We start from the raw sequence: 23442 nt of genomic DNA on the forward strand, positions 1-23442 counted from the left end.
ATACATACAGGTACATTTCGTGCCTCAATCCGGTGCCGCGCCGCTTTGCGGTCCACCGTTTGAACCGACAAGAGGAAGATAATGAGCGAGATTACGGCTGCAATGGTGAAGGAACTGCGCGAAAAGACCGGCGCAGGCATGATGGACTGCAAGAAGGCTCTTGCTGAAACCGGCGGCGACATGGAAGCGGCGATCGACTGGCTGCGCGCCAAGGGCATCGCCAAGGCTGACAAGAAGTCCGGCCGTACCGCCGCCGAAGGCCTCGTCGGCGTTTCGAGCGAAGGCACGAAGGCCGTCGTCGTCGAAGTCAACTCCGAAACCGACTTCGTCGCCCGTAATGATGCCTTCCAGGATCTCGTCCGCGGCATCGCCAAGGTCGCCGTCTCGACGAACGGCACTGTCGAGGCCGTCGGCGCTGCGACGTACCCGGCATCCGGCAAGTCCGTTTCCGACACGATCAAGGATGCGATCGCAACGATCGGCGAGAACATGAACCTGCGCCGTTCGATCGCTCTCTCCGTCGAGGACGGCGTCGTCGCCACCTATATCCACAATGCGGTTTCCGACGGCCTTGGCAAGCTCGGCGTTCTCGTGGCGCTGAAGTCGACCGGTGACAAGGAAGCCCTGAACGCAATCGGCCGCCAGGTCGCCATGCACATTGCTGCGACCGCGCCGCTGGCGATCCGCCCGGAGGAGGTCGATGCCGCCGTCGCCGAACGCGAGCGCAACGTCTTCATCGAGCAGTCGCGCGCTTCGGGCAAACCCGACAACATCATCGAAAAGATGGTCGAAGGCCGCATGCGCAAGTTCTTCGAGGAAGTCGCTCTTCTCTCGCAGTCTTTCGTCATCAATCCCGATCTCACCGTCGCAGCCGCCATCAAGGAAGCTGAAAAGGCCGTCGGCGCCCCGATCGAAGTTGCCGGCATGGCACGTCTCCTGCTCGGCGAAGGCGTCGAGAAGGAAGAGACCGATTTCGCGGCTGAGGTCGCGGCTGCCGTCAAGGGTTGATCTTTCAGCCATAATTGGGAAAACGCCAGGGCATCGCGTGACAACGCGGTGCCCTTCGTGTATCGGGCATTCACGGCAATTTACGAGGAGCCAAGATGTCTTTAGAGCCTGTCTATAAACGCGTTCTGCTCAAGGCTTCCGGCGAAGCGCTCATGGGTGGCCAGGGTTTCGGGATCGATGTCGCGGTGGCGGACCGCATTGCATCCGATATCGCCGAGGCAAGGCATATGGGCGTGGAAGTCGGCGTCGTCGTCGGTGGCGGCAATATCTTCCGCGGTGTCGCAGTCGCATCCAAAGGCGGCGACCGGGTGACCGGCGACCATATGGGCATGCTCGGCACCATCATCAACGCGCTCGCGCTGGCAACCTCGCTGCGCAAGCTGAACATCGATACGGTGGTGCTTTCGGCCATCTCCATGCCGGAGATCTGCGAGAGCTTCTCGCAGCGAGCGACCCTTTATCATCTGTCGATGGGACGCGTGGTGATCTTTGCCGGCGGCACCGGCAATCCCTTCTTCACCACCGATTCCGCCGCCGCACTGCGCGCCGCCGAAATGGGCGCGCAAGCGATCTTCAAGGGTACGCAGGTGGACGGCATCTACACCGCCGACCCGAAGAAATATCCCGATGCGACCCGCTTCGATCGCCTGACCCACCAGGAGGTGCTGGACAGGGGGCTTGCGGTGATGGACGTTGCCGCCGTGGCGCTTGCCAGGGAAAATTCCATTCCGATCATCGTCTTCTCGATCCACGAGAAGGGTGGTTTTGCTGAAATCTTGACGGGCGGTGGCCTCAAGACCATCGTCTCCGACAACTGATACAAGCCGCGCCGCGGTTTCGGCGCAGCCCTCGCTAGAACATGGTTGAGCTTTAGGTCCGGTTGGCCTGAAAACTGAAACATGTTCTACATTAAAGAATTAGAGCATGAGACGTCCCGAAAACCGCTGACTTTTCGGCATCGCTCTAAACGGGAGCATCGACATGAGTGAAGGTATCGATATCAAGGAACTGAAGCGCCGGATGGACGGCGCGGTCTCTGCATTCAAGAGCGACATCGCATCGTTGCGCACCGGCCGTGCTTCGGCCAACATCCTCGATCCGGTGACGATCGAGGCCTATGGTTCGCGCGTGCCCTTGAACCAGGTCGCCAACATCACCGTGCCCGAGCCGCGCATGCTGACGGTTTCCGTCTGGGACAAGTCGATGGTCAGCGCCGTCGAACGTGGCATCCGCGAATCCAATCTGGGCCTCAACCCGATCGTCGACGGCCAGAGCCTGCGCATTCCGTTGCCGGAGCTGAACGAGGAGCGCCGCAAGTCGCTCGTCAAGGTGGCGCACGACTATGCCGAAAAGAGCAAGGTCGCGATTCGCCATGTCCGCCGCGACGGCATGGACGGACTCAAGAAAGCCGAAAAGGACGGTGCAATCGGCCAGGACGAGAGCCGTGCGCAGTCCGAACGCGTACAGAAGATGACGGACGAGACGATTTCCGAAATCGACCGCTTGCTTGGCGAGAAGGAAAAGGAAATCATGCAGGTCTAGTGGACCTGTGCCTTTGCCTGGAAAGACCGGACGGGAAATGTCGGAATCTGTATTTGTGACTGTGCCAGAGCATGTTGCCATCATCATGGACGGCAATGGCCGTTGGGCCAAGCAGCGCGGCTTGCCGCGCACGATGGGCCATCGCAAGGGTGTCGAGGCCGTACGCGAGACAGTCCGCGCCGCCGGTGCGGCCGGCATAAAATATCTCACCCTCTTCGCCTTCTCCTCGGAGAATTGGCGCCGGCCCGAAGCCGAGGTTTCCGATCTGCTCGGTCTGCTCAAGGCTTTCATTCGTCGCGACCTGGCCGAGCTTCATCGTCAGAATGTGCGCATCAAGGTGATCGGCGACCGCCACAGCCTGCGCAGCGACATTCTCGGCCTGCTGCTGGAGGCGGAGGAGACCACCAGGGACAACACGGCGCTGACGCTGGTCATCGCCTTCAATTACGGCTCGCGCGATGAAATCTCGCGCGCCGTGGTGAGCCTGGCGAAGGACGTCGAGTCCGGCCGCCTGCGGGCACAGGACATCACCCCCGCGCTGATCAACGCCCGTCTCGACACGGCGGGCATCCCCGATCCGGATCTCATCATCCGCACCAGCGGCGAGGAACGGCTTTCCAACTTCCTGCTTTGGCAGGCCGCCTATTCGGAATTCATCTTCGTCCCGGAATACTGGCCCGATTTCAGCCCGGAGATTTTCCGCTCGGCGCTGGAAAAATTCGCCTCCCGCGACCGGCGCTTCGGCGGCCTGTCATCGCAGGCAGCTGCGGTCGGCACCTGATGCAGAGGGAATTGAAGCTCCGCATCGTTTCAGGATTGATTCTCGCGGTCATCGTTCTCGTCGCCACCTGGTATGGCGGCCCTGCCTTTCGCACCCTGGCGACGGTGATTGGCCTGCTGATCTATTATGAATGGTCTAAGATAACCGGCATTGCGCGGGATTGGGTCGCCAATGTGGTCGGCTGGATCGGCGAAGCGGCGGTCGCCTTCCTCGTGCTTGTCGGCAATTTCGAATTCGCCGCCGGCATGCTGGCCGGGGTCACCGCCGTCGGCATAGCCCTGATCATTCTGCACGGCACGAGTCGCTGGCTGCCTGTCGGCCTCTTCTATGCCGGCGCCACGGGCCTGGCACTCGCCGCGATCAGAAGCGACGACCAGCCCGGTCTTTACGCCATGCTTTTCGTCTTTGCTGTCGTCTGGGCGACCGATATCCTTGCCTATTTCGTCGGCAGGAGGCTCCGCGGACCGAAGCTTGCCCCATCGATCTCCCCGGGAAAGACATGGTCTGGTGCAATCGGGGGCGCCGTTTCTGCGGTCGCAGCGGGCATCCTTCTCGCCTATTTCCTCTTTCCGGGCGCCGAGGTCGCCGCCGCCGGCGTGGCGCTCATCCTGTCGATCTGCAGCCAGTCGGGCGATCTTTTCGAATCCTTCATCAAGCGAAAATTCGGCGTCAAGGATTCGAGCCGTCTTATTCCGGGCCATGGCGGCGTCATGGACCGCGTCGACGGGCTGATTTTCGCCTGTTTTGCGGCGTTCTTGCTTGCTACACTGTTTTCCCTGATAAAGGGGGCTGGCATGACGTCGCTCGGAGCGGCATTGTTCGGCCTCTGATGACGCGGCAGCCTGACGGAAGGAACCCATGGACGCGATGACCGGCATATACGCATTTGTGATGGGGAACATCGTCACCTTCATCCTGGTGCTCTCGCTGCTCGTCTTCGTGCATGAGATGGGCCATTACCTTGTCGGGCGCTGGAGCGGCATTCGTATCCTTGCCTTTTCGGTCGGGTTCGGTCCCGAGCTGTTCGGCTTCACCGACCGTCATGGAACACGCTGGAAGATCTCCGTGATCCCGCTTGGCGGTTACGTCCGCTTCTTCGGCGACGAGGATGCGTCGAGCAAACCGGACAGCGACAAGCTTGCCGCCATGTCCGAGGAGGAGAGGGCGCGCTCCTTTGCCGGCGCCAAGCTGTGGAAACGTGCCGCGACTGTCGCAGCCGGTCCGATCGCCAATTTTCTGCTGGCGATCGCCATCTTCACTGTTCTCTTCACCGTCTATGGCCGCATGATCGCCGACCCGGTCGTTGCCGAGGTCAAGCCGGAGAGCTCGGCGGCCGCGGCCGGCATCCTTCCCGGCGACCTCCTGGTTGCCCTCGATGGCGGCAAGGTCGAGACGTTTGAAGATGTGCGCCGCTATGTCGGCATGCGCCCCGGCCAGAGGATTGTCGTCACAGTCGAGCGCGGCGGCCAGAAGCTCGATGTGCCGATGGTGCCGCAGCGCGTCGACCAGACCGATCAGTTCGGCAACAAGATGGAAGTCGGTCAGATCGGCATCGCTACCGACAAGAACTCCGGCAATTTCCGGCTGCAGACCTACACGCCGCTCCAGGCGCTGCGTGAGGGCGTGATCGCCAGCGGGCAAATCGTCACGGACACCTTCAAATATATCGGCAACATCTTCAGCGGATCAATGCGGGCTGATCAACTGGGCGGGCCGATCCGTGTGGCGCAGGCTACCGGCCAGATGGCGAAGCTTGGCCTGGGGGCAGTGTTGCAGCTTGCTGCGGTGCTGTCGGTTTCGATAGGATTGCTTAACCTGATGCCGGTTCCGGTACTTGATGGTGGCCACCTGATGTTCTATGCGGTGGAAGCGGTCAGAGGAAAACCGCTGGGTGCCAAGGCCCAGGAAATTGCATTTCGTATAGGCCTGGCAATGATATTGACATTGATGGTTTTCACGACCTGGAACGACATCACCCTGAGCTGAGGGTAAACGCGTAAGGCAAGGGAATTACTATTTATTTACGATGTTTCAAGGCTGTAGTGGCGAATGGGTCACGCTTGGAAATGAAGTAAACAGAAATTAACGCCCTCCCTTGCTTGTATGTCAAAAGCGGGTAAAACGACACACGTGACCGGAATCGGGTTCTCCCGGGGACGGGGACGAGGGAAAAAAGGTAATAGGTGAAATGAAGGCTGGTTCAAAGTTTTTGAACGCAGTATCGGCGGTTGCGCTGTCTGCTAGTGTTGTTGCTTCGGGCGCAGGTGCTTTGACGTTCGTTTCCGCTACGGCCGCTGAGGCCGCGGTCATCCAGCGCATCGATGTGCGTGGCGCAAGCCGCGTCGGCGCGGAAGCTGTCCGGTCGAACCTCACCATCACGCCGGGCAAGAGTTTCTCGAACACTGATATCGATAACTCGGTCAAACAGCTTTACGGCACGGGCTACTTCTCCGATGTGAAGATTTCGGTTTCCGGCGGCACGCTCGTCGTCAACGTCCAGGAGGCCCAGCTCGTCAATCAGGTCGTCTTCAACGGCAACCGCAAGATCAAGGACGACAAGCTCGCGACGATCGTCCAGACGCATGCTGCCGGTCCTTACAGCGACACGCAGATCCAGTCCGACATCCAGGCGATCAAGGATGCCTATGCCGCCACCGGCCGCAGCGAAGTCGAAGTGACGACGCAGGTGGTGCCGCTCGGCGAGGGCCGCGTCAATCTCGCCTTTGTCATCAACGAGGGCGATCGCACCAAGATCGATTCGATCAATTTCGTCGGCAACAATGCCTACAGCGCCGGTCGTCTGGCTGCCGTCATCAATACCAAGCGTTCGAACTTCCTTTCGTTCCTGACCCGCAAGGACGTCTACAACGAAGACAAGCTTCACGCCGACGAGGAAGCGCTGCGCCAGTTCTATTACAATCGCGGCTATGCCGACATGCGCATCGTCTCTTCCGATGCCAGCTTCGACGAGGCGACCAACAAATACACGCTCACCTTCAACATCGAGGAAGGTCAGCGCTACGACTTCGGACCGGTGACCGTCCAGTCGACCGTCGAAGGTGTTGGCTCCGATCAGCTGCTGCCGCTGGTGCGCACGAAGGAAGGTCACGTCTATAGCGCCAAGGAAGTGCAGAAGTCGATCGAAGCGATCTCTGATCAGGTTGCGTCGGCCGGTTATCCCTTTGCGCGCGTCACACCGCGCGGTAACCGCGACCTCAACAACAACACGATCGGCGTCGAATATCTCGTCGACCAGGGCGAGCGCGCCTATGTGGAGCGCATCGAGATCCGCGGCAACAGCCGTACGCGCGACTACGTCATCCGCCGCGAATTTGACATGAGCGAAGGTGACGCCTTCAATCAGCAGATGATCACCAAGGCCAAGCGTCGTCTGGAGGCGCTCGGTTACTTCTCTTCCGTCAATATCTCCACGCAGCCGGGCAGCTCCCCCGATCGTGTCGTGGTGGTGGTCGACGTGCAGGATCAGTCGACCGGTTCGTTCGGTGTCGGCGCGGGTTATGCCGCCGGCGGCGACGGTCTGCTGCTCGAAGCATCGATCGAAGAAAAGAACTTCCTTGGCCGCGGTCAGTACATCCGCATCTCGGCCGGCGGCGGTCAGGAAGGCTCGCGCGCCTACGGCGTCAGCTTCACCGAACCCTATTTCCTCGGCTACCGCCTGGCGGCGGGCTTCGACGTCAACCACAGTGAAACGTCGAGCAACGACAATTACGACTACCAGGAAACCAGCGTCGTTCTGCGCGTCACAGCGCCGATCACCGAAGATCTGGCGACGACTTTCCGCTATAACTACAAGCAGATGAAGTACGACGCTGACAACAGCGATCTTTCAGATCTGTCCGCTCCGTATCAGCACCTCGTTGAGGACAGCCCGTGGACACGTTCCTCCGTCTCGCAGACGCTGACCTACAACACGCTCGATGACACTGTTCTGCCGCGCGAAGGCATCTACGCGACGGCGACGCAGGAAATTGCCGGCCTCGGTGGCGACTCGCAGTTCTATAAGATCTACGGCAAGGCCCGCTACTACCACCTGCTTGCTGATGATGCCGATATCATCGGCTCGGTTTCGGCCTCGGCGGGTTATGTCGTCGGCTTCGGTGAGCACCTGAATGTCTTCGACCAGTTCACGCTGACCAATGGCGACATTCGCGGTTTCGAGAACAAGGGTATCGGCCCACGCGTCAGGGGTGACAACGACGATCCGCTGGGCGGCACAACGTACTTCACCGCATCGGCCGAAGCGACGTTCCCAATGCCGGGCTTCCCGCGCGACTTCAACCTGCGCGGCGCGGTCTTCGCCGATGCCGGCACGTTGTTCGGCAACGACGTTGACCTGAGGGGCGACGGCATTGAGGGCGAAGACGCCTCGCTGCGCGCTTCCGTCGGTGTCGGCGTCGTCTGGCAGTCTCCTTTCGGTGCATTGCGTCTGGATTACGCAATCCCGGTTCTCAAGGAAGACTTCGACAAGACGCAGAACTTCAAGTTTGGCATCAACAACCAATTCTGATATCGGCAGTCCGGAACTGTAAGACTCAATTCCGTTCTGGAGCATTGCCGATGGAGCAAAACGGTTTTTTTCTGCCCCATGAAGGTCTGAGGCTCGCTGAGCTGGCAGAGTTTCTTGGGGCAGAACTCGCCAATTCCGATCATGCCGATGTTATCGTCAAGTCTGTCGCCCCCATCAGCCGGGCGCGGGCTGGCGATGTCTGTTATATCCTGTCGCGCCGTAACCGGGAGGAGTTTGCGACATGCGAGGCCTCGGCGGTGATCTGCGACAAAGCGCTTGCCGATCTCGTTCCTCCGCATCTTCCGGTTATCTTTTCGTCCAATCCGCATGCTGCCTTCGCAATGGCGGGAGGCTTGTTCTACCCCGCAGCATTGCGTCCGGTCGCTCTTTCGGGTGAAAGCGAGATTGCTCCGAGCGCGATCATCGATCAGAGCGCCAAACTTGAAAAGGGCGTGATCGTCGAACCGTTGGCCGTGATTGGTGCGCATGCCGAGATCGGGACGGGAACGCGCATCGGCGCGAACAGCGTCATTGGCCCGAATGTCAAGATCGGCCGGGATTGTTCGATTGCGGCTGGAGCGAGCATTCTTTGCGCGCTGATCGGCAATGGCGTCATCCTCCACAATGGCGTTCGGATCGGCCAGGATGGTTTTGGTTATGCACCGGGGCCGCGCGGCATGATCAAGATCGTTCAGATCGGCCGGGTGATTATCCAGGACAATGTCGAGATCGGCGCCAACACCACCGTCGACCGCGGCGCCATGGACGACACTGTGATCGGCGAGGGGACAAAAATCGACAATCAGGTCCAGATTGGCCACAACGTCCAGATCGGCCGCCATTGCGCCATCGTTTCGCAGGTCGGCATCGCCGGCAGCACGAAGATCGGCAATGGCGTGCAGATCGGCGGCCAGGTGGGAATCAAGGGGCATGTGACGATCGGTGACGGCGTGCAGATCGCTGCCAAAAGCGGTATCATGACCGACCTTGCCGCCGGCGGACAATATGGCGGTGTCCCTGCACGTCCGCTAAAAGACTATCTGAGAGAGGCCGCGCAACAGGTGTCGAAGTCCAAGTTGCGCGGGAGGAACCCTGGAGGCAAGCAAGATGACTGAGGAAGCCACGACGACGCTTTCTTCGGCTGATATTTCCGAAATCATGAAGCTGCTGCCGCATCGCTATCCGTTTCTCATGGTCGACAAGATCATCGAGATCGACGGCGACAACGCGGCGATCGGCATCAAGAACGTCACGGTGAACGAGCCGCATTTCACCGGCCATTTTCCCGAAGCGCCGATCATGCCCGGGGTTTTGCTGATCGAGGGCATGGCGCAGACGGCGGGCGCCATCTGCGCCAAGAAGGAAGGGCAGACCGGCAACCTCGTCTACTTCATGACCATCGAGAATGCGCGCTTCCGCAAGCCGGTCGTGCCCGGCGACCGCGTCGAATTCCACGTGAAGAAGCACAAGCAGCGTGGCAATATCTGGAAATTCCATTGCGACGCCAAGGTCGACGGCGCACTTGTCGCCGAAGCCGATATCGGCGCGATGATCGTTCGTAAGGATCAGGCATGAGCAATATCGCCGAAAGCGCCCGTATTCATCCGATGGCTGTCGTCGAAGACGGAGCTACCATCGGCGAGGGCGTCAAAATCGGTCCTTTCTGCCATGTCGGGCCGCATGTTGTCCTGCATGCGAATGTCGAGCTCCTGGCGCATGCGGTCGTCAACGGCCGCACCGTGATCGGCAAAGGCACGCGCATCTTTCCGATGGCCGTGGTCGGCGGTGATCCGCAGAGCGTGCACCACGGCGGCGAGGAAACGACGCTGACGGTCGGCGCCAATTGCACGATCCGCGAAGGTGTGACGATGAACACCGGCACGGCCGATTTCGGCGGCCAGACGATCGTTGGCGACAACAACCTTTTCCTTGCCAATTCCCACGTCGCGCACGACTGCCGGGTCGGCAACCATGTGATCATGTCGAACAACGTCATGCTCGCCGGCCATGTCGTCATCGAGGATCGCGTTATCCTGGGCGGCGGCTCGGCTGTTCACCAGTTCACCCGCGTCGGCCGCCACGCCTTCGTCGGCGGCCTGTCGGCGGTGAGTTACGATGTCATTCCCTATGGCATGCTGAACGGTAATCCAGGTCTGCTGGGCGGCCTCAACGTCGTCGGCATGACGCGGGCCGGCATCGACCGCGCTGTCATCCACCGGGTGCGCCGCGCCTACAAGGCGATCTTCGAAGGAACGGGCTCCGTGCGCGAAAACGCCGCCGCGATCCGTGAGGAATATGCCGATTGCGAGCAGGTGGTGCAGATCCTCGACTTCATTGCAGCCGACAGCGACCGCGCACTGTCCTCGCCGACCCGGGGGCAGAAGGGCTAGTCCGTGGCTTTAACAGGCGACACCGCTGCGGGCCGGTTGGCGATCATCGCCGGCGGTGGCCTTCTGCCTTGCTATGTCGCCGAAGCCGCGCGCGCGGCTGGCGAAAATCCCGTTATCGTCGCGCTGAAGGACGAAAGTGATCCACGTTGGGAAGGCTATGATCACGCCGTTATCGGCATCGGCGATTTCGCCGCCCTTGAGGGCCTCTTCAACCGATATGGCGTCGGACGTGTGGTGATGTCGGGAAGTGTGCGCCGCCGGCCGGAATGGCGCGAGGTGCGCCCGACGTTGCGCATTCTGATGAAGGTCCCGGCCGCCATTCGCACATTGCTCTCAGGCGGCGACGATACGGTTCTGCAGATGGTGATCCGGTTGATCGAGGGGAACGGGCGGCGGGTCGTCGGCGCCCACGAGATCGCCCCCGACCTGCTCGCTTCCGTTGGCCCGCTTGGTGCCGCCGCCCCCGGCGAGGAAGACCGGCGAGATATCAGCCGAGCCGCCGATGCCGCCGAGACGCTTGGCCGGCTGGATGTCGGGCAGGGTGCAGTCAGCATCGGCGGGCGCGTTGTCGCGCTGGAAGGACTTGAGGGCACAGATGAGATGCTGGACCGTGTTGCCGGCCTCAGGACCGCCGGACGGATTTCGCCGCGCCGCCGCGGCGTGCTCGTCAAGCTCTGCAAGCCGCAACAGGACATTCGCGCTGACCTGCCGGCGATCGGCGTTGCCACAATCCTGAACGCTGCGAAAGCCGGCCTTGCCGGCATCGCAATCGAGGCCGGTCGCTCGCTGGTGCTTGATCGGACCGCGGTCATCAGCGCCGCCGACGAGGCTGGGTTGTTCGTCTGCGGCATCGATCGTGGTCTGCCGGCATGGGGGCTCGAATGAACGGAGCGCCGCTGAAGATCGCCGTCATTGCCGGGGAAGTGTCGGGCGATCTGCTTGGCGCCGATCTCATCGCGGCGCTGAAGCGGATTTACAGCGGGCCGGTGGAACTTGTCGGCGTTGGCGGCGAGGGGCTGCAGGCGGAGGGGTTGAAATCCCTGTTCGATTTTTCCGAGCTGTCGATCATGGGCATCACCCAGGTGCTGAGCCGGCTGCCAAGGCTGTTTGGCCTGATCCGTCAAACCACGGCTGAGATCGTCGCCGCAAAGCCGGATATCCTTGTCATCATCGACAGTCCCGATTTCACCCATCGCGTCGCCAAGCGCGTGCGCACCGCGTTGCCCGATCTGCCGGTCGTCAATTACGTCTGTCCGAGCGTCTGGGCCTGGAAGGAATATCGCGCCACGCGCATGCTCGCCTATGTCGATCACGTGCTTGCCGTCCTGCCCTTTGAACCGGCAGCCATGCAGCGCCTCAATGGGCCGGCGACGACCTACGTCGGGCATCGTCTGGTCGCCGACCCAGCGCTGCTGGAGACACGTCGCCTGCGCCTGGGAAGGCAGCCAGGTAACGGTCCGATCCTGCTTCTTCCTGGCTCGCGCTCCTCCGAGATCCAGAAGCTTCTGCCTTACTTCGAGATCGCCGCGAATGAACTCGTCGCCCGCAATGGGCCGACACGCTTCATTCTGCCGACGGTGACGCACAGGCAAGCGCTTGTCCACGAAATCACGGCGGCGTGGGCGGTAAAGCCGGAAATCGTCGTCGGCGCGCAAGCAAAATGGAAGGCCTTTGCCGAGGCCGATGCGGCCATGGCGGCGTCCGGAACCGTTATTCTCGAACTCGCCCTTGCCGACGTTCCCGTCGTCTCCGCCTACAAGGTCGACTGGATCATGCGCATGCTGACATCGGGCATCAAGACCTGGACCGGTGCGCTGCCGAACCTGATCGCCGATTACCCGGTCGTGCCGGAATATCTGAACGATGTCGTTCGCGGTGCAAGCCTTGCGCGCTGGATGGAAAGGCTGTCGGCCGACACCTATCAGCTTAAGGCGATGAAGGAAGGCTACGAGCTCATCTGGCAGCGCATGCAGACGGAAAAGCCGCCCGGCGAACAGGCCGCCGAAATCCTTCTCGACGTTTTGAACAAGAAAAAACCCGGCCATTCCTGACCGGGTTTCTTTTGAGCTCTGAAGCGATCAGCGCTTCGAAACCGGGATGTAGTCGCGCTTCGGTTCGCCGACATAGAGCTGGCGCGGACGGCCGATGCGCTGTTCCGGATCCTCGATCATCTCGTTCCACTGGGCGATCCAGCCGACGGTGCGGGCAAGCGCGAAGAGCACGGTGAACATGGTGGTGGGGAAGCCCAGCGCCTTCAGCGTGATGCCGGAATAGAAGTCGATATTGGGATAGAGCTTCTTCTCGATGAAATATTCGTCGGTGAGCGCAATGCGCTCCAGCTCCATCGCAACTTCCAGCAACGGATCGTCCTTGATGCCAAGTTCGCCAAGCACTTCATGCGTCGTCTTCTGCATGATCTTGGCGCGCGGATCATAGTTCTTATAGACGCGGTGGCCGAAGCCCATCAGCCGGAACGGATCGTTCTTGTCCTTGGCGCGGGCGACATATTCCGGAATGCGGTCAACGGTGCCGATTTCTGTCAGCATGTTGAGAGCCGCTTCGTTGGCGCCGCCATGGGCGGGGCCCCAGAGGCAAGCGATGCCGGCAGCGATGCAGGCGAACGGATTGGCGCCCGACGAACCGGCGAGACGGACGGTCGAGGTCGAAGCGTTCTGCTCGTGATCGGCATGCAGGATGAAGATGCGGTCCATGGCGCGGGCAAGCACCGGATTGACCACATATTCCTCGCAGGGGACGGCAAAGCACATGCGCAGGAAGTTCGACGCATAGTCGAGGTCGTTCTTCGGGTAAACGAAGGGCTGGCCGATATGATACTTGTAGGCCATAGCGGCAAGCGTCGGCATCTTGGCGATCATGCGCAGGCTGGCGACCATGCGCTGGTGCGGATCGGTGATGTCTGTGGAGTCGTGATAGAAGGCCGACAGGGCGCCGACACAGCCGCACATCACAGCCATCGGATGCGCATCACGGCGGAAGCCGGTGAAGAAGCGGCTCATCTGCTCATGCACCATCGTGTGGTGCGTGACGCGATAGTCGAAGTCCTTCTTCTGCGCGGCCGTCGGCAGTTCGCCGTAGAGCAGGAGGTAGCAGACCTCGAGGAAGTCGCCGTGCTCGGCAAGCTGCTCGATTGGATAGCCGCGGTGCAGCAGCACACCTTCGTCACCGTCGATATAGGTGATTTTGGATTCACAGGATGCGGTCGAGGTGAAGCCCGGATCGTAAGTGAAGGAAGCGGTGTTTTTGTAGAGGGCACCGATGTCGATGACGCTCGGGCCGATCGTGCCGCTTTTAACGGCGAGGTCGACTGATTTGTCACCGATTTTTATTGTAGCGCTTTGATCCGTCATGCTGATCCTCCGAAATGTCGGTGGCGCCACAAAAGCGCCATAGGGGTTAAGCGTCCTTTCCGATAGCTATATGATCGTGACGCTAATGCCAAGTTACCGTGATGGCATTTTGTGCATTGCGGCATCACCTTTTAGGCACCGCAGCGATGAGCCGCACGCATAACGGAAGCCGATGATTCGACTTGCCTTTTGCTCCTTTGGGTTTTCCTTCGTATTTCAACCGATTATTCTTGCCGGATTTGCGTGAAGGTTGCATTCTGGCGACTTCGCGGGGCATTTTGGGCGGCGCATGCAGGAACAGACGACAGCCGAATTGCGGCCGCAAGTGGGCGCCGGCCTTGCCGATCCGCCGAATTTTCCTGCGCCTGCGGTGGTGACTCAATCGGTAAGGACGCAGTCGCAGACCCCGTTGCGTCATCGGCTGCTGGCCGCCGCCCGGCAATCGCTGCCTGCCGGAGCCTACATGCTGGGCGAAGAGGCCGATTATGGCCGAATGCTGCTGTTCTCGCCGGTCTTCCTCGGAGCCGGCTCGGCCTTCTGGTTTCTTGCGGCATCGGATTTGCCCCTCGTTCCATCGCTGCTCTGCTTGCTGGTGTCGGCGGCCGCGGTTTTCCTCACCGGTCCCAGCCGGCCGGCCTTGCGCGCAAGTTTGATGGCGCTGGCACTTTTCGCCGGCGGCATGCTCTCGGCTCAGTTTGAGAGCTGGCGGGCTTCGACGGTGATCCTCGATTCATCCGTGACGACGACGGTGACCGGCCGTGTCGAACGGCGGGAAGGGGACGGCCGCGGGCGCTGGCGCTACATTCTTGCCGTCACAGGCACCGAGGCTCCGGAGCTGAAACGGCCGCCGAGACGCATCACCGCGATCGTCCGGGGCGCCGATGCGCCTTTCGAAATCGGCGACATCATCACCGGCAAGGCACGGCTGACACCGCCGGCGGGCCCCGCACTTCCCGCGCTCAACGATTTCTCCTTCGGTGCCTATTTCGACGGCATCGGTGCCAACGGTTTCTTCTATGGTGCGCCGGAGAAACTCGACTTGGAGGCAGGCCCGCAGGCGGCCAGCTCGACGTCGGACGCTCTGCTCGAATGGCTCTACCGGCTGCGCAGCAGCATCGGCGACCGCATAAGATCGATCCTGCCCGGCGATACCGGCGCTTTTGCCGCTGCTCTGGTGACGGATGAACGGCGCGCCATCTCGAAGACGACGACGGAGGCGCTGCGCCAGTCCGGCCTTGCCCATATCGTCGCGATCTCGGGCCTCAACATGGCGCTGTCGGCCGGCATCTTCTTCGTCGGCTTCCGCATGCTGCTCTGCCTCTTTCCCGGCGTCGCCCAAGCCTATCCGACAAAGAAGATCGCCGCCGCCGGTGCGCTCATGGCCGTCACCGCCTATTACCTGATCTCCGGTTTCGGGGTTTCGGCCGAGCGCGCTTTTATCATGATGACCATCATGCTGATTGCCGTCTTCTTCGATCGGCCGTCGATCAGCCTGCGCAATGTCGTTCTCTCTGCGCTCATCATCATCGCCATTTCACCTTCGGAAGTATTGGGACCGAGCTTTCAGATGTCCTTTGCCGCGACATTGGCTTTGGTATCGGGCTATCAGCTGTGGAAGGACAGGCGTGTCCGTGAAAACGCTTTCCTGAAATTGCCGATCATCAGGCCGGTGGTTGTCGTCGCCGGTTTCTTCGGCGGCGTCTTCCTGACCTCGCTGATCGGCGGTTTTTCCACCGCCCTGTTTTCGATCGAGCATTTTCATCGCCTGACGGCTTACGGCCTGCCGGCAAACCTTGCGACGATGCCGATCATCTCCTTCATCGTCATGCCGGCCGGGCTGCTGGCGATGCTGCTCATGCCCTTCGGGCTGGATGCTCCGCTCTGGACGGTGGTCGGATTCGGCCTCGATCTGGTGATTGCGGTTGCCAAGACGGTGTCCGGCTGGGGCGGCGATATCGGCATCGGCCGCTTGCCCGCCTGGTATTTCGCAGTGGCGGTGGCAGGCTTTCTGCTGCTGACGCTGCTGCGCACCCGGCTGCGCCATGTCGGCACATCCATCATCGCCGTCTCGACACTCACCGTACTGCTGCTGCCGGCTCCCCGCCCGCCGGATCTGGTGATTTCGGAGGATGGTGGTCTGGTTGCGGTCGTTGCGGCTGAGGCAATCGCGTCCAACCGTGAAAACCCGCCGGATTTCATCTTCGACCAGTGGCAGCGAGCGCTGGTCCTGCCGACACATGTTCCACCGAAGATGCTGGATGGTCCGGCTATCCCGCCGGAAGGAGAAGACCGCCGAGTCAGGCTTTCCCGCGATCAGCAGAACGAAGCGAGCGCAGCGATGCGGGCAGCCGCAGCAGGCGGTGAAGCAAACCGGTTTTCCTGCGTCAAGAAGGCGTGGTGCACATCACGACTCGGCAATGGCCATATCGTCACCGTCATCGACAATGCCGCCTATCTCGGCCCGGCCTGCGATACGGCCGATATCGTCGTGACCTCGGTCCGCCTGCGTTTCAACAGCTGCCGTTCAGGCGGGACGCTCTTCACCGGCGAGACGCTCCGCAGGACCGGTTCCGTCGAATTGCGCTTCGCCGATGCCGGCCTGCAGGTCGCAACCGCATTCGAGGCGCTATCGCGGCCATGGATGCGCCATCGCGCCTATGATTGGCGCAAAGACAGTTTTACCGAATCCGGTCCGGCTGCTGTCAGTGATAACGGCGAATGAGGCCGACGAGCTTGCCCTGCACCTTGACGCGGTCCGGCCCGAAAATCCGGGTCTCGTAAGCCGGGTTGGCGGCTTCCAACGCGATCGAGGCGCCCTTCCGGCGGAAGCGTTTCAGCGTTGCTTCCTCGTCGTCGACGAGGGCAACGACGATGTCGCCGGGACTTGCGGTGCTGCCGTTGCGGATGATCACGGTGTCGCCGTCGAAGATGCCGGCGTCGATCATCGAATCGCCCTTGACCTCCAGCGCGTAGTGCTCACCGGAGCCAAGCATGTCCGCGGGAATGACGATGTCATGCGTGTTGTTCTGGATCGCCGAGATCGGAACGCCGGCGGCGATTCTTCCCATGACCGGCACGGAGACAGAGTTGCCGTTGTCGGCGACCGGCTTTGCGGCAGCGGGGGCGGCGACCGGCTGGGGTTTGCCGAGGCTGCCCTCGATGACGCTCGGCGAAAAACCGCGGCGCTGTTGCAGGCTGGGGTTATAGGCCTCCGGAAGCTTGATCACTTCAAGCGCCCGGGCGCGATTCGGTAGGCGGCGAATGAAGCCGCGCTCCTCGAGCGCCGTGATCAGGCGGTGAATGCCGGATTTCGAGGCGAGATCCAGGGCATCCTTCATTTCGTCGAAGGAGGGAGGGACGCCGGATTCCTTCATGCGCTCATGAATGAAAAGGAGAAGCTCCTGTTGTTTGCGCGTGAGCATCGACGTCAGACCCCTGATTGAAACAAATCCAGAACAGACACTATATGTTCCATATGTGTTCCGCAAGTAGCTAAATTTCCGTAAAACTTCGGGCCAACTCGTCGAGATTTTTAATTTCATTCGACGGGATTGGCGCACATCGCTTGCATTCGGGGAGGGGCTGTCGCACATCTTTGCCCCTTTCAGGAGGATATCATGAACGCGCATTCCGCCAAGTCGCATCCGCTGGATCACGTCGTGCTGCCGGTGGTCAATATCGATCTGGCGCGTGAGAGGCTCGGCAAGCTCGGTTTCACCGTCGCCGCCGATGGGCGCCATCCCTTCGGAACGGAGAATGCCTGCGTCTTTTTCGCCGACAAGACCTATCTGGAGCCGCTTGGCGTGGCGAGCGTCGAGGAGAGCGAGGCAGCGGCCCGCCACGGCAATGTCTTCATCGCCCGCAATCGCGCCTTCCGCTTCCGCTGCGGCGAGGAGGGATTGTCTGCGCTGGCCTTCCTCAGCGAGGATGCCGGCCTCGATCATAAGCGCTTCGTCAGCAACGGCGCGAGCGCCGGCGAGATGTTGCAATTCAGCCGGCCGATGCGGATGCCGGATGGTTCGGAGACCGTCGGCAGCTTCAAGCTGGCCTTTGCAGCTGATCTGCGCGCACCCGATTTCTTTCTCTTTACCTGCCAGCGCATCAATTCCTTCCCGACAGATCGCGCCGCGCTGGAGACGCATGCCAATGGCGTGATCGGCATTGCCGAGATCGCGCTTTGTGCGCCGGACCCGGCGGCATTCGCCGCCTTCGTCGGGCTTGCGATAGGGCAGGCGGCGGCGGAGAAAACCGGTTTCGGCGTGAATATCGCGGCATCAAATGCGAAGATCAGCCTGATGACGCCCGAAGGGCTGGAGGCCTATTTCGAGCTTGCCGTCTCATCCGCCGATCGTGGTCTGCGCGGCCGGGTAATCCTCTTCACCGTCGCCGATCTTGCCGTGACAGAAGCGCATTTGGGTGCTAACGGGATCACATTCACGCGCAAGAACAATCGCATTCTGGTGAAGTCTACGCCCGGGCAGGGTGCGCTCTTCGCCTTCGAGGAAACACGATGAGCACCGACACGAATTCCGAAGTCAGGATCGGCGAAGGCGAAGGTCAGGTCACCTTTTCCAATACCGCCCGCCTGTCGCTGATTGCCGGCCCCTGTCAGATGGAGAACCGGGACCACGCCTTCATGGTCGCCGGCACGCTGAAGGAGCTTTGCGCAAAGCTTGGCATGGGTCTTGTCTACAAAAGCTCCTTCGACAAGGCCAACCGCACCTCGCTCTCGGCCGAGCGCGGCATCGGCCTGGAAAAGGGCATGGAGGTCTTTGCCGACCTCAAGAAGGAATTCGGCTTTCCGGTCATAACCGACGTCCATACGGCCGAGCAATGCGCCGAGGTGGCCAAGGTGGTCGATGTCCTGCAGATCCCGGCCTTCCTCTGCCGTCAGACCGACCTACTGATCGCCGCCGCAAGGACCGGCCGTGCCGTCAATGTCAAGAAGGGCCAGTTCCTCGCCCCCTGGGACATGAAGAACGTCCTGAAGAAGCTCAACGCCAGCGGCAATCCGAATGTGCTCTTGTGCGAGCGTGGCGCTTCCTTCGGCTACAATACGCTGGTCTCCGACATGCGCTCGCTGCCGATTATGGCGGCGATGGGCGCTCCCGTCATCTTCGACGCGACGCATTCCGTCGCTCAGCCGGGCGGGCAGGGCGATTCCTCCGGCGGCCAGCGCGAGTTCGTGGAAACGCTGGCGCGCGCGGCAGTGGCGACGGGAATTGCCGGCGTCTTCCTCGAAACCCATCAGGACCCCGACAACGCGCCGTCCGATGGCCCGAATATGGTTTATCTCAAGGACATGCCGCGACTGCTCGAGAAGCTGCTTGCCTTCGATGCGATCGCCAAGTCCTGACGTTCAACAAGCTGACATGTTCGTGGTTTAGGCCACGACGGAATGCTGGTTCGGAGGCCGGAAATTGCGGCATTGTAATTTGCACGCCTTCGATTATGACAGGCTTCGAACGACTTATCACCCACCGAGCAGGAAGAACCCATGACTGCAATCACCGATATCATCGCCCGCGAGATCCTCGATAGCCGTGGCAACCCCACCGTCGAAGTCGACGTCTATCTCGAAGACGGCAGCATGGGCCGCGCGGCCGTTCCCTCGGGCGCCTCGACGGGCGCGCATGAGGCGGTCGAGCTGCGCGACGGCGGCAAGCGCTATCTCGGCAAGGGCGTCGAAAAGGCGGTCGAGGCCGCCAACACCGAGATCTTCGACGCGATCGGCGGCATCGACGCCGAAAACCAGATTCAGATCGACAACATCATGATCGAGCTCGACGGCACGCCGAACAAGTCGCGCCTCGGCGCCAACGCCATCCTCGGCGTCTCGCTCGCCGTCGCCAAGGCTGCCGCCCAGGCATCCGGCCTGCCGCTTTACCGCTACGTCGGCGGCGCTTCCGCCAGCCTCCTGCCGGTGCCGATGATGAACATCATCAACGGCGGCGCCCATGCCGACAATCCGATCGACTTCCAGGAATTCATGATCCTGCCGGTCGGCGCCGATTCGATCGCCGACGCCGTGCGTATGGGGTCGGAAGTCTTCCATACGCTTCGAAAGGAGCTTGCCGCGCAGGGCCACAACACCAATGTCGGTGACGAAGGCGGCTTCGCCCCCGGCCTGAAGAGCGCGCCCGAAGCCCTGGATTTCATCATGAAGTCGATCGAGAAAGCCGGCTACAAGCCGGGCGACGACATGTGCCTCGGCCTCGACTGCGCCTCGACGGAATTCTTCAAGGACGGCAAGTATGTTCTCGAAGGGGAAGGCCGTACGCTCGAATCGGGCGCCATGGCCGAATATCTCGCCGAGCTCGCCGGCAAATACCCGATCATCTCGATCGAGGACGGCATGGCCGAGGACGACTGGGACGGCTGGAAGGCGCTGACCGATCTGATCGGCAAGAAGACCCAGCTCGTCGGCGACGATCTCTTCGTCACCAACTCCGCCCGCCTTCGCGACGGCATCCGCATGGGCGTCGCCAACTCGATCCTCGTCAAGGTCAACCAGATCGGCTCGCTGACGGAAACCCTCGACGCCGTCAACACGGCGCATAAGGCGGCCTATACCGCGGTCATGTCGCACCGCTCCGGCGAAACCGAAGATTCGACCATCGCCGATCTTGCCGTTGCCACCAACTGCGGCCAGATCAAGACCGGTTCGCTGTCGCGTTCCGACCGTCTCGCCAAGTACAATCAGCTGATCCGCATCGAGGAAGGCCTCGGCCCCCAGGCCCAGTATGCCGGCCGCTCGATCATCAAAGGCTGATCGTTCCGATTTTCAACGGCTCGACCCGCGCCACCCGGCGCGGGTTTTTTCGTGCGCGCTTTCTACGGTCAATGAACGGTTAATCTCTGCGCGTTATGCTGAGCGAATTGGTAATGCGTTCAAGAGCATGCGTGTATGTGGACAAAGCATCATAAGAAGAGAAAGCTCGGCCGCTTCGTCATTCCGGCCATGACGGTCGCCTTCCTTTCCTATTTCGGTTATCATTGCATCCATGGCGATTATGGCCTGCGGGCGACGGAGACGTTCGAGCGTCAGCGCGTCGCGCGCGAAAGGGAGCTTGCCGTCCTTAAGGCGAAGCGCGAACATCTGGAAAGCCAGGTCGCGCTGCTGAGTGATGGCTCGCTCGACAAGGATATGTTGGACGAAAAGGCGCGATATCAGCTGAATATGTCGCGCGCGGACGAGATCGTCATTTTCAACCATTATTCCAATTAACCGAAATCGGGTTAATTGGAATTCCCGATTTGTTTTCAATGATTTAGCGACGAATACGAGCCATGCAATTATGGCATTGCTGTGGTCATATTTCTTCCCTATGGTACGCGCCACCGAGAAACGACAAACCCATAGGGAGGGTTGAATGGCGCCGCGAAAGACCGCGACCGTTTCCAGCCGCAAAACTGCAGCAAAACCAGCAGCCAAAGCATCGAATGGAGGCCCGGTAGCCGACTTCGATCGGGATGAGGAACTCAAGGCCTATCGCGAGATGCTACTGATCCGCCGCTTCGAGGAGAAGGCCGGTCAGCTTTACGGCATGGGCTTCATCGGCGGCTTTTGTCATCTCTATATCGGTCAGGAAGCCGTCGTTGTCGGCATGCAGATGGCACAGAAGGAAGGCGATCAGGTCATCACCGCCTATCGCGACCACGGCCATATGCTGGCAACCGGCATGGAGGCGCGCGGCGTCATGGCGGAGCTGACCGGGCGCCGCAGCGGCTATTCCCACGGGAAGGGCGGCTCGATGCACATGTTCTCGAAAGAGAAGCATTTCTACGGCGGTCACGGCATCGTCGGCGCCCAGGTTTCGCTCGGAACGGGGCTTGCTTTTGCAAACCACTACCGCGGCAACGGCAATGTCGCCATCGCCTATTTTGGCGACGGCGCTGCCAACCAGGGCCAGGTCTACGAGAGCTTCAACATGGCGGCGCTCTGGAAGCTGCCGATCGTCTATATCGTCGAAAACAACCGTTACGCCATGGGCACCTCGACCGCCCGTGCCACCGCCCAGTCGAACTATTCGCTGCGCGGCTCCGGTTTCGGCATTCCCGGCATTCAGGTCGACGGCATGGACGTTCGCGCCGTCAAGGCGGCGGCCGACGAGGCGCTAGAACATTGCCGCTCCGGCAAGGGGCCGATCATTCTCGAAATGCTGACCTATCGTTATCGCGGCCACTCCATGTCCGATCCGGCGAAATATCGCACGAAGGAAGAAGTGCAGAAGATGCGCTCCGAGCAGGACCCAATCGAGCAGGTGAAGGCGCGCCTCATTGAAAAGGGCTGGGCTTCCGAAGACGATCTGAAGGCGATCGACAAGGATGTCCGCGACATCGTCGCCGACAGCGCCGACTTCGCCCAGGCCGATCCGGAGCCGGATGCATCCGAGCTCTATACCGACATTCTGCTTTAATCGGGGAGGGAACCCATGCCTATCGATATCCTCATGCCCGCCCTCTCTCCGACCATGGAAGAAGGCACGCTGTCCAAATGGCTGAAGCAGGAAGGTGACAAGGTCACTTCAGGCGACGTCATTGCCGAAATCGAGACCGACAAGGCGACGATGGAAGTCGAAGCCGTTGACGAAGGCATCATCGGCAAGCTGCTGGTCGACGCCGGCACCGAAGGCGTCAAGGTCAACACCAAAATTGCCGTGCTGCTGCAGGACGGCGAATCCGCTTCGGATATTTCCGCCAAGCCGGCCGCCGCCGCTCCGCAGGTGGCCCAGGAAGAAAAGCCGACCAACACCGGTTCGGCCTCAGCGCCGCTTCCGGCCGAGCCGAAGGCTGTCGTTCCGAATGACCCGGAAATTCCAGCTGGCACCGAAATGGTGTCAATGACCGTGCGTGAAGCGCTGCGCGACGCCATGGCCGAAGAAATGCGCGCCAGCGACGACGTCTTCGTCATGGGCGAGGAAGTCGCCGAATATCAGGGCGCCTACAAGGTCACGCAGGGCCTGCTGCAGGAATTCGGCCCCCGCCGCGTCATCGATACGCCGATCACCGAGCACGGCTTTGCCGGAGTCGGCGTCGGTGCCGCCATGGCCGGCCTTCGCCCGATCGTCGAATTCATGACCTTCAACTTCGCCATGCAGGCGATCGACCATATCATCAACTCGGCCGCCAAGACGCTGTATATGTCTGGCGGCCAGATGGGCGCTCCGATCGTCTTCCGCGGCCCGAACGGTGCCGCCGCACGCGTCGGCGCCCAGCACAGCCAGGACTATGCCGCCTGGTACAGCGCCATCCCCGGCCTGAAAGTCGTCATGCCCTACACGGCATCCGACGCCAAGGGCCTGCTGAAGGCGGCAATCCGCGACCCGAACCCGATCATCTTCCTCGAAAACGAAATTCTCTACGGCCAGCACTTCGACGTGCCGAAGCTCGATAATTTCGTGCTGCCGATCGGCAAAGCGCGCATCCATCGCCCGGGCAAGGACGTCACGGTCGTGTCCTTCGGCATCGGCATGACTTATGCGACGAAGGCGGCCGCCGAGCTCGAACAGCTCGGCATCGATGTCGAACTGATCGATCTTCGCACCATCCGCCCGATGGATCTGCCGACCGTTATCGAATCGGTAAAGAAAACCGGCCGCCTCGTCACCGTCGAGGAAGGTTATCCGCAATCATCCGTCGGCACCGAAATAGCCACCCGCGTCATGCAGCAGGCCTTCGACTATCTCGATGCGCCAATCCTGACGATCGCCGGTAAGGACGTGCCGATGCCTTACGCCGCCAATCTCGAAAAGCTGGCCCTTCCGAATGTCGGCGAAGTCGTCGATGCGGTGAAGGCCGTTTGCTACAAATAAGGGGAGGGTA

At 61.1% G+C, this 23442-nt stretch carries 21 protein-coding genes; 19 read left to right on the top strand and 2 right to left on the bottom strand.

Annotated features, from left to right (window positions below; genetic code table 11):
- The first annotated feature begins 81 nt into the window (after nucleotides 1-81).
- From tsf to lpxB, 12 genes are all read left to right on the top strand, one after another.
- Nucleotides 82-1008: a translation elongation factor Ts gene (gene tsf, locus HJC04_RS15265; protein ID WP_210631515.1), complete on the top strand. Its 927-nt coding sequence runs from the start codon at nucleotides 82-84 to the stop codon at nucleotides 1006-1008.
- A 95-nt stretch (nucleotides 1009-1103) separates the two neighbouring features.
- Complete coding sequence (gene pyrH / locus HJC04_RS15270; protein WP_064691480.1) at nucleotides 1104-1826, top strand: UMP kinase; 723 nt, start codon at nucleotides 1104-1106, stop codon at nucleotides 1824-1826.
- Between the two features lie 163 nt (nucleotides 1827-1989).
- A complete protein-coding gene (gene frr / locus HJC04_RS15275) occupies nucleotides 1990-2550 on the top strand; it encodes a ribosome recycling factor (protein WP_039619546.1) in 561 nt (186 codons plus the stop codon).
- A gap of 37 nt (nucleotides 2551-2587) precedes the next feature.
- A complete protein-coding gene (locus HJC04_RS15280; RefSeq protein WP_210631514.1) occupies nucleotides 2588-3331 on the top strand; it encodes an isoprenyl transferase in 744 nt (247 codons plus the stop codon).
- Entirely contained in the window at nucleotides 3331-4161 is an 831-nt protein-coding gene (locus HJC04_RS15285) for a phosphatidate cytidylyltransferase (protein ID WP_210631513.1), read from the top strand. Before HJC04_RS15280 ends, HJC04_RS15285 begins: the two co-directional genes overlap by 1 nt.
- 28 nt (nucleotides 4162-4189) lie before the next feature.
- A complete protein-coding gene (gene rseP, locus HJC04_RS15290; protein WP_221124080.1) occupies nucleotides 4190-5317 on the top strand; it encodes an RIP metalloprotease RseP in 1128 nt (375 codons plus the stop codon).
- A 202-nt stretch (nucleotides 5318-5519) separates the two neighbouring features.
- Complete coding sequence (bamA, locus tag HJC04_RS15295; RefSeq protein WP_210631511.1) at nucleotides 5520-7859, top strand: outer membrane protein assembly factor BamA; 2340 nt, start codon at nucleotides 5520-5522, stop codon at nucleotides 7857-7859.
- 50 nt (nucleotides 7860-7909) lie between these two features.
- Complete coding sequence (lpxD, locus tag HJC04_RS15300) at nucleotides 7910-8974, top strand: UDP-3-O-(3-hydroxymyristoyl)glucosamine N-acyltransferase (protein WP_210631510.1); 1065 nt, start codon at nucleotides 7910-7912, stop codon at nucleotides 8972-8974.
- Nucleotides 8967-9434, top strand: coding sequence for a 3-hydroxyacyl-ACP dehydratase FabZ (gene fabZ / locus HJC04_RS15305; RefSeq protein ID WP_210631509.1), 468 nt, complete (start codon nucleotides 8967-8969; stop codon nucleotides 9432-9434). Before lpxD ends, fabZ begins: the two co-directional genes overlap by 8 nt.
- Entirely contained in the window at nucleotides 9431-10249 is an 819-nt protein-coding gene (gene lpxA / locus HJC04_RS15310) for an acyl-ACP--UDP-N-acetylglucosamine O-acyltransferase (protein ID WP_210631508.1), read from the top strand. Before fabZ ends, lpxA begins: the two co-directional genes overlap by 4 nt.
- Nucleotides 10250-10252: 3 nt before the next feature.
- Nucleotides 10253-11134: an LpxI family protein gene (locus HJC04_RS15315; RefSeq protein WP_210631507.1), complete on the top strand. Its 882-nt coding sequence runs from the start codon at nucleotides 10253-10255 to the stop codon at nucleotides 11132-11134.
- Complete coding sequence (gene lpxB / locus HJC04_RS15320; protein ID WP_221146563.1) at nucleotides 11131-12300, top strand: lipid-A-disaccharide synthase; 1170 nt, start codon at nucleotides 11131-11133, stop codon at nucleotides 12298-12300. Before HJC04_RS15315 ends, lpxB begins: the two co-directional genes overlap by 4 nt.
- A 27-nt stretch (nucleotides 12301-12327) precedes the next feature.
- Here lpxB and gltA read toward each other — a convergent pair whose 3' ends face one another.
- Complete coding sequence (gene gltA / locus HJC04_RS15325) at nucleotides 12328-13617, bottom strand: citrate synthase (protein WP_126921050.1); 1290 nt, start codon at nucleotides 13615-13617, stop codon at nucleotides 12328-12330.
- Nucleotides 13618-13906: 289 nt separating this feature from the next.
- On the opposite strand from gltA, the gene HJC04_RS15330 reads away from it, so the two are divergent.
- Nucleotides 13907-16339, top strand: coding sequence for a ComEC/Rec2 family competence protein (locus tag HJC04_RS15330; RefSeq protein WP_221146564.1), 2433 nt, complete (start codon nucleotides 13907-13909; stop codon nucleotides 16337-16339).
- Here the strand turns inward: HJC04_RS15330 and lexA are convergent.
- The gene (gene lexA / locus HJC04_RS15335; RefSeq protein WP_210631504.1) at nucleotides 16320-17039 is read right to left on the bottom strand and encodes a transcriptional repressor LexA; all 720 of its coding nucleotides are present in this window, start codon (nucleotides 17037-17039) and stop codon (nucleotides 16320-16322) included. The genes HJC04_RS15330 and lexA overlap by 20 nt on opposite strands.
- 195 nt (nucleotides 17040-17234) lie before the next feature.
- Between lexA and HJC04_RS15340 the strand changes: the two genes are divergently transcribed.
- The 6 genes from HJC04_RS15340 to HJC04_RS15365 all read left to right on the top strand — a co-directional run bounded on the left by HJC04_RS15340 (nucleotide 17235) and on the right by HJC04_RS15365 (nucleotide 23432).
- Nucleotides 17235-18131 (top strand): VOC family protein, encoded by an 897-nt coding sequence (locus tag HJC04_RS15340; protein ID WP_210631503.1) that lies wholly within the window; start codon nucleotides 17235-17237, stop codon nucleotides 18129-18131.
- Nucleotides 18128-18973, top strand: coding sequence for a 3-deoxy-8-phosphooctulonate synthase (gene kdsA, locus HJC04_RS15345; RefSeq protein WP_210631502.1), 846 nt, complete (start codon nucleotides 18128-18130; stop codon nucleotides 18971-18973). The genes HJC04_RS15340 and kdsA overlap by 4 nt, the downstream gene beginning before the upstream one ends.
- Nucleotides 18974-19114: 141 nt before the next feature.
- Nucleotides 19115-20389, top strand: coding sequence for a phosphopyruvate hydratase (gene eno, locus HJC04_RS15350; RefSeq protein ID WP_210631501.1), 1275 nt, complete (start codon nucleotides 19115-19117; stop codon nucleotides 20387-20389).
- Nucleotides 20390-20524: 135 nt separating this feature from the next.
- A complete protein-coding gene (locus tag HJC04_RS15355) occupies nucleotides 20525-20845 on the top strand; it encodes a septum formation initiator family protein (RefSeq protein ID WP_064802306.1) in 321 nt (106 codons plus the stop codon).
- Between the two features lie 145 nt (nucleotides 20846-20990).
- Nucleotides 20991-22037 (top strand): pyruvate dehydrogenase (acetyl-transferring) E1 component subunit alpha, encoded by a 1047-nt coding sequence (gene pdhA / locus HJC04_RS15360; RefSeq protein WP_011425209.1) that lies wholly within the window; start codon nucleotides 20991-20993, stop codon nucleotides 22035-22037.
- Between the two features lie 15 nt (nucleotides 22038-22052).
- Nucleotides 22053-23432, top strand: a complete 1380-nt coding sequence (locus tag HJC04_RS15365; RefSeq protein WP_210631500.1) for a pyruvate dehydrogenase complex E1 component subunit beta — start codon at nucleotides 22053-22055, stop codon at nucleotides 23430-23432.
- Nucleotides 23433-23442 lie beyond the last annotated feature (10 nt).

The sequence above is a fragment of the Rhizobium sp. NLR8a genome (assembly GCF_019685235.1).
Taxonomy (GTDB): Bacteria; Pseudomonadota; Alphaproteobacteria; order Rhizobiales; family Rhizobiaceae; genus Rhizobium.

Bases quoted from the DNA above. Each gene is read 5' to 3' on its own strand.
- tsf (WP_210631515.1), top strand. From the start codon at position 82: ATGAGCGAGATTACGGCTGCAATGGTGAAGGAACTGCGCGAAAAGACC.
- pyrH (WP_064691480.1), top strand. From the start codon at position 1,104: ATGTCTTTAGAGCCTGTCTATAAACGCGTTCTGCTCAAGGCTTCCGGC.
- frr (WP_039619546.1), top strand. From the start codon at position 1,990: ATGAGTGAAGGTATCGATATCAAGGAACTGAAGCGCCGGATGGACGGC.
- HJC04_RS15280 (WP_210631514.1), top strand. From the start codon at position 2,588: ATGTCGGAATCTGTATTTGTGACTGTGCCAGAGCATGTTGCCATCATC.
- HJC04_RS15285 (WP_210631513.1), top strand. From the start codon at position 3,331: ATGCAGAGGGAATTGAAGCTCCGCATCGTTTCAGGATTGATTCTCGCG.
- rseP (WP_221124080.1), top strand. From the start codon at position 4,190: ATGGACGCGATGACCGGCATATACGCATTTGTGATGGGGAACATCGTC.
- bamA (WP_210631511.1), top strand. From the start codon at position 5,520: ATGAAGGCTGGTTCAAAGTTTTTGAACGCAGTATCGGCGGTTGCGCTG.
- lpxD (WP_210631510.1), top strand. From the start codon at position 7,910: ATGGAGCAAAACGGTTTTTTTCTGCCCCATGAAGGTCTGAGGCTCGCT.
- fabZ (WP_210631509.1), top strand. From the start codon at position 8,967: ATGACTGAGGAAGCCACGACGACGCTTTCTTCGGCTGATATTTCCGAA.
- lpxA (WP_210631508.1), top strand. From the start codon at position 9,431: ATGAGCAATATCGCCGAAAGCGCCCGTATTCATCCGATGGCTGTCGTC.
- lpxB (WP_221146563.1), top strand. From the start codon at position 11,131: ATGAACGGAGCGCCGCTGAAGATCGCCGTCATTGCCGGGGAAGTGTCG.
- gltA (WP_126921050.1), bottom strand. From the start codon at position 13,617: ATGACGGATCAAAGCGCTACAATAAAAATCGGTGACAAATCAGTCGAC.
- HJC04_RS15330 (WP_221146564.1), top strand. From the start codon at position 13,907: ATGCAGGAACAGACGACAGCCGAATTGCGGCCGCAAGTGGGCGCCGGC.
- lexA (WP_210631504.1), bottom strand. From the start codon at position 17,039: ATGCTCACGCGCAAACAACAGGAGCTTCTCCTTTTCATTCATGAGCGC.
- HJC04_RS15340 (WP_210631503.1), top strand. From the start codon at position 17,235: ATGAACGCGCATTCCGCCAAGTCGCATCCGCTGGATCACGTCGTGCTG.
- kdsA (WP_210631502.1), top strand. From the start codon at position 18,128: ATGAGCACCGACACGAATTCCGAAGTCAGGATCGGCGAAGGCGAAGGT.
- eno (WP_210631501.1), top strand. From the start codon at position 19,115: ATGACTGCAATCACCGATATCATCGCCCGCGAGATCCTCGATAGCCGT.
- HJC04_RS15355 (WP_064802306.1), top strand. From the start codon at position 20,525: ATGTGGACAAAGCATCATAAGAAGAGAAAGCTCGGCCGCTTCGTCATT.
- pdhA (WP_011425209.1), top strand. From the start codon at position 20,991: ATGGCGCCGCGAAAGACCGCGACCGTTTCCAGCCGCAAAACTGCAGCA.
- HJC04_RS15365 (WP_210631500.1), top strand. From the start codon at position 22,053: ATGCCTATCGATATCCTCATGCCCGCCCTCTCTCCGACCATGGAAGAA.